This is a genomic window from Clostridium sp. HBUAS56017, assembly GCF_007115085.1.
Classification (GTDB): Bacteria; Bacillota; Clostridia; order Clostridiales; family Clostridiaceae; genus Clostridium; species Clostridium cibarium.
Genome location: NZ_SULK01000019.1, coordinates 1 through 217, shown reverse-complemented (window position 1 = coordinate 217; position 217 = coordinate 1). Strand labels below are relative to the sequence as shown.

Below are 217 nucleotides of genomic sequence, written 5' to 3'. Positions count from 1 at the left end.
CTGATGGTTTCTTTTCTAGAAATGAATGTAACTTTTTAAGCTCTTCTACATCTAATTTATTAATTAACTTTAAGGCATTATCATTATTAACTCCTTTTCCTATAAGCTTTTCTAATACATTTATCTCTTTGTCTTCATTTAAAATTATTCCAAACTTTTTTAATGCTGATAATTCTTTTATTTCTCCAGCTCCAACAAATAATGATGCTACATTCAT

At 25.3% G+C, this 217-nt stretch carries 1 protein-coding gene; it reads right to left on the bottom strand.

The window, feature by feature from the left end; genetic code table 11:
• A partial coding sequence (locus FAY47_RS20355; RefSeq protein WP_185966850.1) for a hypothetical protein occupies nt 1-217 on the bottom strand: 217 nt, incomplete at both ends.